Source organism: Pseudoalteromonas sp. APC 3495, from assembly GCF_030407645.1.
In the GTDB taxonomy this organism is placed as follows: Bacteria; Pseudomonadota; Gammaproteobacteria; order Enterobacterales; family Alteromonadaceae; genus Pseudoalteromonas; species Pseudoalteromonas tetraodonis.
Genome location: NZ_JASDDA010000026.1, coordinates 48,685 through 59,651 on the forward strand (window position 1 = coordinate 48,685; position 10,967 = coordinate 59,651).

9 protein-coding genes are annotated in these 10,967 nt (G+C 39.2%); 7 read left to right on the forward strand and 2 right to left on the reverse strand.

All coding sequences use genetic code 11. The annotated features are described in order from the left end of the window. Positions 1-57 precede the first annotated feature (57 nt). Complete coding sequence (locus QL984_RS11705; RefSeq protein WP_138764541.1) at positions 58-2,559, forward strand: prolyl oligopeptidase family serine peptidase; 2,502 nt, start codon at positions 58-60, stop codon at positions 2,557-2,559. A 38-nt stretch (positions 2,560-2,597) separates the two neighbouring features. On the opposite strand, the gene rrtA is transcribed toward QL984_RS11705, so the two are convergent. Continuing rightward, positions 2,598-3,191: a rhombosortase gene (gene rrtA / locus QL984_RS11710; RefSeq protein WP_138764542.1), complete on the reverse strand. Its 594-nt coding sequence runs from the start codon at positions 3,189-3,191 to the stop codon at positions 2,598-2,600. Between the two features lie 97 nt (positions 3,192-3,288). On the opposite strand from rrtA, the gene ggt reads away from it, so the two are divergent. The 3 genes from ggt (at position 3,289) to QL984_RS11725 (ending at position 7,953) form a co-directional block, all read left to right on the forward strand. Next, complete coding sequence (gene ggt / locus QL984_RS11715; RefSeq protein WP_290172794.1) at positions 3,289-5,067, forward strand: gamma-glutamyltransferase; 1,779 nt, start codon at positions 3,289-3,291, stop codon at positions 5,065-5,067. A 368-nt stretch (positions 5,068-5,435) separates the two neighbouring features. After that, on the forward strand, positions 5,436-7,130 hold the full coding sequence (locus tag QL984_RS11720; RefSeq protein WP_028835240.1) for an NAD-dependent malic enzyme: 1,695 nt from the start codon (positions 5,436-5,438) through the stop codon (positions 7,128-7,130). A gap of 112 nt (positions 7,131-7,242) precedes the next feature. Then, complete coding sequence (locus tag QL984_RS11725; RefSeq protein ID WP_013464937.1) at positions 7,243-7,953, forward strand: SIMPL domain-containing protein; 711 nt, start codon at positions 7,243-7,245, stop codon at positions 7,951-7,953. 86 nt (positions 7,954-8,039) lie between these two features. On the opposite strand, the gene QL984_RS11730 is transcribed toward QL984_RS11725, so the two are convergent. Beyond that, the gene (locus tag QL984_RS11730; protein WP_028835242.1) at positions 8,040-9,401 is read right to left on the reverse strand and encodes a DUF2254 domain-containing protein; all 1,362 of its coding nucleotides are present in this window, start codon (positions 9,399-9,401) and stop codon (positions 8,040-8,042) included. A 120-nt stretch (positions 9,402-9,521) separates the two neighbouring features. Here QL984_RS11730 and QL984_RS11735 point away from each other — a divergent pair, with 120 nt between their 5' ends. The 3 genes from QL984_RS11735 to QL984_RS11745 all read left to right on the forward strand — a co-directional run. Next, positions 9,522-9,890 carry an MAPEG family protein gene (locus tag QL984_RS11735; protein WP_024602502.1) on the forward strand — a complete coding sequence of 123 codons (369 nt, stop codon included), beginning with the start codon at positions 9,522-9,524 and terminating at the stop codon, positions 9,888-9,890. A 6-nt stretch (positions 9,891-9,896) separates the two neighbouring features. Then, on the forward strand, positions 9,897-10,796 hold the full coding sequence (locus QL984_RS11740; protein ID WP_290172795.1) for a transporter substrate-binding domain-containing protein: 900 nt from the start codon (positions 9,897-9,899) through the stop codon (positions 10,794-10,796). 6 nt (positions 10,797-10,802) lie between these two features. Further along, positions 10,803-10,967 (forward strand): sulfotransferase (locus tag QL984_RS11745; RefSeq protein WP_290172796.1); only part of this gene is annotated, 165 nt, incomplete at its 3' end.

Consider the following 10,967-nt stretch of genomic DNA (forward strand, 5'->3'; position numbering starts at 1 on the left):
ATTATAAAGATGCTTCTGCTTAAATACGGTTAATTATAATAACCGTCAAGAAGCACTATGATTTTTAAATTTTCATCTTCTAAAACACTTGTTGCAATGGCTGTTGCGTCAAGTGTTATGTTAGCGGGCTGTACAGCAACCGCCACAACTTCTAATGACTCAGCTATTCAAACAAATACCAAGGTTGCAAGTGTTGTTAACACACCTGCAGACATGGGTGTCTCAAAAATTACGCTTGAACAAGCGATGGCTCACCCTGATTGGATTGGACGCCAACCGCAAGGTGCATTTTGGAGTGCTGACTCAAGTACTGTTATTTACACGCGAAAACAACAAGGTAGTGAGCTAAGAGATTTATTCACTCAAGCTGTAAACGCTCAAACAGCAGAGCAAGTGGCTTTAAATCAGCTTCACAGCGTAGGCTCAAGTAAAGCTGTTTTTTCTAACGATAAATCACTTCAAGCTTATGTGTTTGAAGGCAACATATTTATTAAAAACGTACAGTCAGGCGTAATTAAGCAAATTACGCAAAGCTCAGCCACCGAGTCAAAACCACAATTTTTAAACGATGGTAACTTAGCGTATCGCCAAGGTAATATCTTTTTTAAAGTAGATTTAACCACAGGTTTAACCCGTGAAATTGCTAATTTAAAACTGGCTGACAAACCACAAGGCGTAAAAGAGCCAACAACTTATATTGCCAAAGAACAACATAAGCTGATTGATTACATTGCACTGCAGCATAAAAACAAACAAGATAAGTATGCGCGAAATGAGCAAGTTAAAACCCAAAATAGCTCAATTGCCAACACGCATTACTATTTAGGCGATGGCAACACGGTTGATGAGGCCCAGCTTTCTCCAAATGGCGACGCGTTAATTGTGGTTGTTCAAGAAAAAAGTTCATGGCGTGGTGAAGGCGACATTATGCCTAACTACATCACTGATGATGCGACTATAGAGCCTAAAAAAGTTCGCCGTCGTGTGGCTGACGCTAAAGAGCAAACTTCTGAAATTGTTTATATTAACCTTACAGATCAAAGCCAAACTACTTTAGGGTTTAATACCTTGCCTGGTTTTGATGAAGATGTACTCGCTGAGGTTAAAAAAGAAAACTATGCCCGCGATGGCAAAACGTATAAGTCTAAGAAACAACCGCGTGGCATTAATGTAATTTCAGACTGGGGATGGGATCAATCGCCTATCAGCTGGAACGATGATGGCAGCCAAGTGGCGATTATGCTTGAAGCATGGGATAACAAAGATCGTTGGTTGGCCACTGTTGATTTTGAAAATAATAAACTCGTATCTCAACACCGTTTACATGACGATGCGTGGATTGCGTATGCGTTTAACGACTTTGGTTGGTTAAATGACTCAACTACGCTGTATTATTTATCGGAAGAGTCGGGGTACAGTCAGCTTTATAAAAAGCCTTTAAATGGCAAGGCTACGGCTTTAACACAAGGTCAGTTTGAAGTGTCTGACTTAACGCTTACTGATGACAATAGTGCTATTTATTATAAAGCGAATATTGAGCATCCGGGTCTTTACGAAATATACCGCGTTAATCCACAAACAGGTGTTAGTGAGCAAGTAACCGACTTAAACGGTATGACGGATTACACCTTAAGCCCTGATCAATCTAAGTTATTACTTAGACATTCTAAAATCACTATGCCGACTGAACTTTATGTGGCAGAGGCTAAAGCAAACACAATCGCGACTCGTTTAACCAATACGGTATCTGATGCGTTTTTAGCTAAAAAACTCACAGCGCCTAAAATTGTTGCTGTGCCATCAAGTCATACAGATCAGCCCATATACGCCAAAGTCTATTACCCCGCTGATTACCAAGAGGGTGAAACAGGCAAAACCCGCAAAGCGGTTATTTTTAACCACGGTGCAGGGTACTTGCAAAATTCACACATGGGGTGGTCTGGCTACTTCCGTGAATTTATGTTCCATTCATTACTAGCAGATGAAGGTTATGTAGTAATGGATATGGATTACCGCGCATCTAAAGGCTATGGTCGTAATTGGCGAACGGCTATTTATCGCCAAATGGGAACACCTGAAACACAAGATCTAGCCGATGGCGTAAAATGGATGGCGGATAATGCCAATGTTAATACCCAAGCGGTAGGGACTTACGGTGGCTCTTATGGTGGGTTTATGACCTTCATGGCGTTATTTACCGCACCAGACTTGTTTCAATCAGGCGCAGCGCTTCGTCCAGTGACTGATTGGGCTCATTACAACACAGGTTATACGGCTAACATTTTGAATCACCCTGATGTTGACCCGATTGCCTATGAGCGTAGTTCACCTATTTATTATGCAGAAGGGCTTAAAAAGCATTTATTAATAAATGCGCCTATGGTTGATGATAATGTGTTCTTTCAAGATTCAGTGCGTTTAGTACAGCGTTTAATAGAACTTGAAAAAGAAAACTTTGAAACAGCAATCTTCCCAGTAGAACCGCATGGTTTTGTTCAGCCTTCGAGCTGGTTAGATGAATACCGTCGAATTTATAAACTGTTTAAAGAAACGCTTTAATCGACTAAAAATAAAAACGCCACTTATGTGGCGTTTTTTTAACTGTGTTTAGTATCGTTTTTGATGTGTTTTACAACCAGCGGCACAGCTAATATAACCCCACCAATTGCGCCAATTAAATGCGCATCAACGGCCACCGTTGATTGAATAAGTTGACCAATTTCTGCGCTTGGACCATTAACTTGCTCAAGAATAAGTTTTATCCATACGCCAATAAACAAGATATAACCTGATTTTAACCCAACAGTGACATCTTTTATGGCCCCCCACACGATCACGCCATGCAATAGCGCACTCAGCCCTGTATAAATAATGATTGTTGGACAAAACCAATAAACCCCCAAGCCACACCAAAGCGCAAGGAGTGCAATGTTAAAGCTGTATTGCTTAGGTGTAGTGTATTCACCATGCAATAACCAAATAAGCGCGATACCAGCACAATTTAAACCTAGGTGTACCCAGTTAGCATGTACAAATTGACTGGTAAATAAACGCCATAGTTGGCCTTGTTCAATTAATGGGAGATTAAACTCAAGCTCATTGTTCATACCAAGCCATGCTAAGAGCGTACTTAATACAATTAAACACAAGGGGGGTAAAACATAACGCGGCTGAAGGGGTAAATTAAGCATTTAATGATCATTTTTTTATATTTATTTTTGCATATTGTGCCTGTTTAACTTTAAGATGCCAATTATCTTCCATGCAATTTAAGTTTAATCAGTAATTATGAATTTTAAGCTCAACTCTTTATTTGCTCTCTCTTTAAGTGCACTGTCTTTACCTTTATTTGCACAGCAAGCAAGCCAAATTGAAACCCGTGAACCAGAAGCCGCCACAGGGGTAGTGCAAAAGCAGTTAGTACCTGGCGATAAATACATGGTTGCGGCTGCAAATCCTTATGCCTCACAAGCGGGTAAGGCCATTTTAGCCCAAGGCGGAAGCGCCGTTGATGCCGCAATTGCCACCCAATTAGTGCTTACATTAGTTGAGCCGCAATCATCAGGCATTGGTGGTGGTACGTTTATGATGTATTACAACAAAGCTAACAATAAACTCACCAGTTTTGATGGTCGCGAAACAGCCCCCAGTAATGCCGATGAAAACCTGTTTTTAAATGAACATGGCAAAGCTGTTAAATGGATTGAAGCAGTTGTAGGTGGTCGCTCGGTGGGTGTACCAGGTATTTTACATGCGTTTGCCAGTGCCCATAAACAATATGGTAACTTGCCATGGGCAACGTTATTTAAGCCAGCTATTGCGCTAGCTGAACAAGGGTTTGAAGTATCTCCACGATTACATGGCTTACTCGTTAGGCAGTTAAACCCTGGTGTTATGAGTATGCCGGTCATAAATGAGTATTTTTTTCCCAATGGTGAAGTGATCAAAGTAGGCAGTATTAAAAAAAATCAGCCGCTTGCTAATTTATACAAAGACATTGCCTCACAAGGGATTGATGCTTTTTATAAAGGTGATAATGCAAAAGCCATGGTAAGTGCTGTGCAGGAATCAAAAATTGCCCCGGGTAAATTATCTGAGCAAGATCTTGCTAACTACACCAGCAAAGAGCGCGCCCCTGTATGTATTAAATACCGCGTTTACAAAGTGTGCTCAATGGCACCACCTAGTAGTGGCGGTGTTGCAGTGCTACAAATTTTAGGCTTGCTTGAACATAAAGACATGGCCAATATTAAAGCTAATAGCGCAGAGGCTATTCATTACTTTAGCCAAGCATCGCGCATTGCGTTTGCCGATCGAAATAAATACATTGGCGATCCTGATTTTACCCAAGTCCCTACCGAGGAGTTATTAAACAAAGACTATATCGCCACCCGCGCAAAATTGATCACTGAAAAAGATCAAAAAGCATTTCCTGGTGATCCAGTTGATTACTTAAACTACGCAAATGATGACTCTTTTGAACTTCCGTCTACGTCACATGTCTCGATTGTTGATAGCAAAGGCAATGCTGTTTCGATGACCAGCTCTATAGAAATGGCGTTTGGTTCGACGGTCATGGTTAATGGCTTCATTTTAAACAATCAGCTGACTGATTTTTCACTCTCGCCGCGTAAAAATGGCAAGTTAGTAGCTAACAGAGTAGAAGCCCATAAACGTCCGCGCAGCTCAATGTCACCCGTGATGGTATTTAATCAAGATGGGAGCTTACGTTTAGTGGTCGGCTCTCCTGGTGGTAGTCGTATTATTGATTATGTTGCACAAGTTGTTATTGGCGTTTTAGATTGGGATTTGAATGCGCAACAAGCCATTAATTTACCGCGTACCACTAATCGCAACGACTACACCAGCATTGAAAAAGGTACTGCACTTGAAGCGGTGGTACCAAAGCTTAAAAAGTGCGGCCATGATGTGCGCGTGATTGACTTAAACTCTGGGCTGCATGCGGTAGAAGTTAAAAACAACCGTTTGTATGGCGCCGCCGATCCTCGCAGGGAAGGGATGGCATTATCGGATTTAAGTAATAATAAAGCCTCATTTAAATTCTAAAACATGTATAATCAACAGCAGGTTTGCAGCTAATGTATTACCTGCTGTTATTTATGTAACAGCTTAATAGTTAATGATTATTTGATTGAAAATAGTATGTTAACTAACGTAAAAAATTAGCAAATCTAAAAATAACTGACACTGTTGTAATCATTGCACACAGCAAACGCTGGTCTAATGCTCGTTTTAATTTTTATAAACTCACAACAGCCAGCTAACATATTCACCAAATATGAGTGGCTTTATACTAAAGTAGCGCTTGTATATGTAAATTTTCAATGGTCTGACAAGCTTAAATGTCATTGCAATTTAGCCTTTAACAATGATAATGGCAGATCATTACTTAAGATTCAGTAAAGCTTGGAAATATGACTACAAATACCGATCCAAATTATCTTTATATTCCTTATTCTGGCCCAGGCCTAATTGAAACCCCGCTATTGAATAAAGGAAGTGCTTTTAGCCAAAAAGAACGTGAAAACTTTAATCTTGCTGGTTTACTTCCTCCTCGTTACGAAACAATAGAAGAGCAAGTTGAGCGTTGTTACCAACAATACTCAAGTTTTAACGACAACTTAAATAAGCACATTTATTTACGCGCCATTCAAGATAATAACGAAACGCTTTATTACCGTTTAGTGCGCGATCATATCGAAGAAATGATGCCTATTATCTACACCCCAACAGTGGGTGATGCCTGTGAAAAGTTTTCTGATATTTATCGCAGTGCCCGTGGTTTATTTATTTCCTATGAAGATCGCTTTCACATTGACGATATTTTACGTAATGCCACAAAAGGCAAAGTAAAAGTGATTGTTGTTACCGACGGTGAGCGTATTTTAGGCCTTGGCGACCAAGGTATTGGCGGTATGGGCATTCCAATTGGTAAACTTTCTTTGTATACCGCGTGTGGCGGTATTAGCCCAGCCTATACGTTACCGGTTATGCTCGATGTGGGAACCAATAACGAAAAATTATTAAACGACCCAATGTACATGGGTGCCCGCCATAAACGTATTGCACAAGATGAATACGATGAGTTTTTAGATTTATTCATTAAAGCAGTTAAACGTCGCTGGCCAAATGTGTTACTGCAGTTTGAAGATTTTGCTCAGCCTAATGCAATGCCATTATTAAAGCGTTACCGCAACGAAATTTGTAGCTTTAATGATGATATTCAAGGCACTGCATCGGTCACTGTGGGTTCTTTATTAGCAGCATGTCGTGTTAAAGGTGCTAAATTATCAACTCAAAAAGTTGTTTTTGTAGGCGCAGGCTCTGCAGGCTGTGGTATTGCTGAACAAATTGTTAGCACTATGGTTGCTGAGGGTATTAGTGAAGCACAGGCACGCAGCCAAGTCTTTATGGTTGACCGTTTTGGCTTATTAACAGATGGTATGCAAGGCTTACGTGACTTTCAACAAATGCTTGCACAACCAACTAGCTGCTTAGCTGATTGGACCTACAGCGGTGAATACGCGTCGTTATTAGATGTAATGCATTGTGCTGAACCAGATATTTTAATTGGTGTATCAGGCCAACCTGGCTTATTTACCGAACAAGTCATTCGCGCTATGCATGCTAAATGTGAATCGCCAATTATTTTCCCGTTAAGTAATCCATCTAAGCAAGTTGAAGCGTATCCAGAAGATGTAATTAAATGGACCGATGGCAAAGCAATTGTTGCAACTGGCAGCCCATTCGACCCAGTTGTTTATAACGGTGTGACTTACCCAATTCCACAATGTAATAATAGTTACATATTCCCAGGTATTGGCTTAGGTGTTATTGCCGCCAAAGCAACCCGTATTACCGATGCGATGCTTATTATGTCGAGCGAAATGTTGGCTGAGTCGTCACCTTTAGCTAATACAGGTAAAGGCAGCTTACTACCGGCACTGACTGAAATTGAAACGCTTAGTAAACGTATTGCGTTTGCAGTGGCTAAAAAAGCAATTGAAGAGGGCGTTGCCCTTGAAATTTCAGACGATGCGCTGTGGGCAGCCATCGACAAAAACTACTGGTTACCAAAATACCGTAACTACAAGCGTTGCAGCATTTAATTACAGTAGAGATTAAAAAAAACAGGCTTTTGCCTGTTTTTTTATGCTTGTTCATCTTTAATTAACCGCATAAGGTGTTAACTGAGGCAATCAAATTTAAAAGGATAGACTTATGAAAACGCTTTCGATTTTAACCGCCGCATTACTCAGTACATCAGCTTATGCAAGCAACGCCCCAGAAGAGCCGCATATTTATGTTAAAGGTGAAGCTTCACTAACGACGATGCCGGATCATGTTTTATTAACGGTGGGCATTACTGAAATAGATAAAGACTTAATTGCAGCAAAAAAACAAACCGATACCACTATGGCCAGTGCAATAAGTTTAGTAAAAAAACTAGGGGTAGATGATGCGGATATTAATGCCGGTCAAATTTCTATATACCGTGATAACCAATATAATCGTGAAACAGGTAAACAAGAGTTTACTGGCTTTAAGGTATCAAGAACGCTCACCATTAAACTTTCTGCAATTAATAAATACCCTGAATTACTACAAAGCTTAGTTAATAATGGTATTAATGAAATTAGACAAACGCAATTTTTAGCTAGCAACTACGATGAGCTGCATAAAAAAGCACAAAAAATGGCAATTAAACAAGCCAAAGTCGCGGCAAAAGAGCTAAGTGACGACTTTGATGTAGAGTTAAAAGGCTTATATAGCGCGTCGTTAACCCCGCTTGATATGCCATCTACACCGTACATGCGCAGTGAAAAAGTAATGATGGCAGACAGTGCACCTGGTAATTATGTCCCTGATGCCTATCATGCGGGTGAAATTACAATTAGCGCGTCAAGCTATGCAATTTATTATATAGATTAGGGTTTGATGATCTTTCAATGCCAAATAGGCGCTGCCGAGGAGCGATAACTCTTTGCCCCTCGGCAGAATAAATAGCTCTACAGAGCTTACTCGCTAATAGGTCTGTGCTGCTCAAAACGTGCCACCAACTGCTTACCTTGTAACTCACTAATTCGCACTATTGCTTGTAGCATATTTCTAATTTCTCGTCGGTCATACTCATTACAAATGTGCTGATTAATATCATCAACAATGGCACCTAAATAATTAAACACACTGTTTCGAGCTTCAACATCCTCGTTGGCAATAAACAAAATATTTTTAAATGCTTCAATAACATTGGTCATTACATAGGCATCTGCTTTGGCATAATTGCGCAAAGGAGTGAAGTTATCGTGCAGTAATTCATCAAAACTGGTTTCATGAAAATAGAGCAAAGGGGCTTCTTCTGGTTGATAACACGCGTAGTTAATCGCATTAATCTTTAGGCGAGCAATCAATAAAATACTCAGCATATCAATAGCTTTAACCGCTGTGCCCGGATCGTTAATCCCAGGGCTCATTGCTTTTACAGCAATTTCAGAAATTTGGGTTAATCCATAACGGTAATGATCGCTAATGTATTCTTCTATATAAAAAATAAAGCAGTCTAAGATTTTCTCTATTAACTCTTCGTTTTCACAAATGTCTTTATTACACTTTAAGAACGGGTAGCCTTTAACGGTAAAGTAACCTTGCTTAACGGTAATAAAAAGTTCTATTTTTTCTTCAGCCAAAATAGCACACAGCTTATTTGTGTGAACCCCTTTGTAGTAACCCTCAGTAGTACTTTTTATTGAATGCCAATTTGAAAATTCAGGAAAGTTATCAACGGGGTTATCGCCTTGTTTGTTGATGATGTCTTGGATCTCTTGTTTGGTTTGTCTAAATAAACCATTTAATACGTTATCAACCTGAATCGCTTTTGAAATAGAGTGAATAAAGAAAACGAATAAGCCCAAAGAAATCAAACCAAAAATTAATGCAAAGAGCACCCCTAATGAGGGTATTGCCGTATTTCCGTTATCTAACTTATTAATATTAATGAGCATTATAATAGAATAAATAATACTGCCTAAATAAAACCCTAATACCATTTGATGCGATTTACGGGTAATAAGCCCAGGAACGACTCTGGGTGACAAGCTAGCGCTGGCCGCATTTAAAACCACCATCACCATAGAAAAACTAAATACGGTTAACGAAATAATACTGCCAGCTAAGGTGCTTAATATGGTTCGTGCGTTTTCTGCACTGTCTACTAATACAAATGAGATTAATGATTTAAATTGCTCAATAGGGGCTAAATACTCAACAGACATAGTGAGTACAGCAAAAATTAAAAACGCAACAGACAGGAGTGAGGGATAAAAGCCAATACTGTTTATTATTTCACGATAGTGATTGGTGATTTTTGTTCTTAAATACATATTATCCTTACTTATTACTATTCCAATGTATAAATTACTCTAGCATAGTTCATGATAAAACTACTGATTTACCGCTTAACTTATGTGTTATTATTGCTGAAAAATTAAATGGACTATACTGTGATCATATCTAGCTATGCGGCCTTATTGGCCCTTTATTATATTTATTTGAGTGTTAATGTTATAAAAATACGTAAAGCCGAAGGGATTTCGTTAGGTAATGGCAGTAATACCGCGCTTGAACGTGCAACCCGAGCGCATGGTAATTTTATTGAGTACGTGCCCATTAGCTTAATTTTAGTTTTTTTATTGGAGTATCAAGGGTTAGCTAGTCATTATGTGCATGCGCTAGGCGGTTTATTATTTATCAGCCGTGTTGTTCATGGTTCTGCCATTATTAACAATAATTTAAAGGCACGTGGATTGAGCATGATGATCACCTTTGCTATTGTGATAGTAAGCGCGGTGTTATTACTTTTAAGTAGATAAACGATTATGCGGTTAGCTATTGTTTTTACATGTGTTTATTTTTTCAGTTCGCTGACATCATTTGCATGGGCAATAGAAAATAATAGCAAAAACACCGTTTCTAGTTTGCATGTTGTATACCCCAAAACAATGCGCAGTGGTGAAGATGAAATTTTTTACCCGTTAGTACTATTAAGAACAGCTCTGCAATTCAGCGGAGAAAATTTTACATTACAACCCTCAAGTATTTCGATGCCACAGAGCCGCTCGTTAAAGCAAATTCTTCATAATGATGAAATAAACGTCGCTTGGACCATGACCTCTAAACAGCGTGAGCAACAATTACTACCCGTTAGAGTGCCTATATTTAAGGGGTTATATGGGTGGCGTGTTTTGGTAACTACACAGGATAAAGTGAATACCTTATTAAACATCAATACCCTGAGCGACTTTAAAAAAATACATTTTATTCAAGGGCATGATTGGCCTGACACACAAATACTGCAGGATAACGGTTTAACTGTATCGACATCAATCGAATATAGTTCGTTATTTAATATGTTGATAAAAGGCCGAGGTGATGTATTTCCTCGTTCTGTGTTAGAGGTTGAAACTGAGCTCAATACCTTTAAAGATGAAGCCGGTGCTAACCTCACGATAGTGCCACACTTATTGTTGCAATACCCAAGTGCAATCTACTTCTTTTTTAGTAAAGAAAAGCCCGAAATAGCGCAAGCGGTTGAGAAAGGCTTAGCTATTATGCGTAAAAACGGTGAGTTTGATCGTTTGTTTAAGGCTTATCATCGCAGTGCGATTAAGCATGCAGATATAAAAAATAAAATCATCATTAAATTAAAAAACAATCAGTTACCCGCATTAACACCCCTTAATAATGCATCACTTTGGTTTTCAGAAAAAGACATTTAAAACGCCATGACACAAAAAATATTTATTATTGGTTTACCACGCACTGGGACGACTAGCGTATGTAATGCATTTTTAGATTTTGGTATACCTACTGCCCATACTGCTTACACTAACGCTTGTTTTGAAAATGCGGTGGCTATCGCAGACACCCCCATATTTAACGATTATCAA

Coding starts and splice junctions, on each gene's coding strand:
- QL984_RS11705 (WP_138764541.1), top strand. CDS start 58: ATGATTTTTAAATTTTCATCTTCTAAAACACTTGTTGCAATGGCTGTT.
- rrtA (WP_138764542.1), bottom strand. CDS start 3,191: ATGCTTAATTTACCCCTTCAGCCGCGTTATGTTTTACCCCCCTTGTGT.
- ggt (WP_290172794.1), top strand. CDS start 3,289: ATGAATTTTAAGCTCAACTCTTTATTTGCTCTCTCTTTAAGTGCACTG.
- QL984_RS11720 (WP_028835240.1), top strand. CDS start 5,436: ATGACTACAAATACCGATCCAAATTATCTTTATATTCCTTATTCTGGC.
- QL984_RS11725 (WP_013464937.1), top strand. CDS start 7,243: ATGAAAACGCTTTCGATTTTAACCGCCGCATTACTCAGTACATCAGCT.
- QL984_RS11730 (WP_028835242.1), bottom strand. CDS start 9,401: ATGTATTTAAGAACAAAAATCACCAATCACTATCGTGAAATAATAAAC.
- QL984_RS11740 (WP_290172795.1), top strand. CDS start 9,897: ATGCGGTTAGCTATTGTTTTTACATGTGTTTATTTTTTCAGTTCGCTG.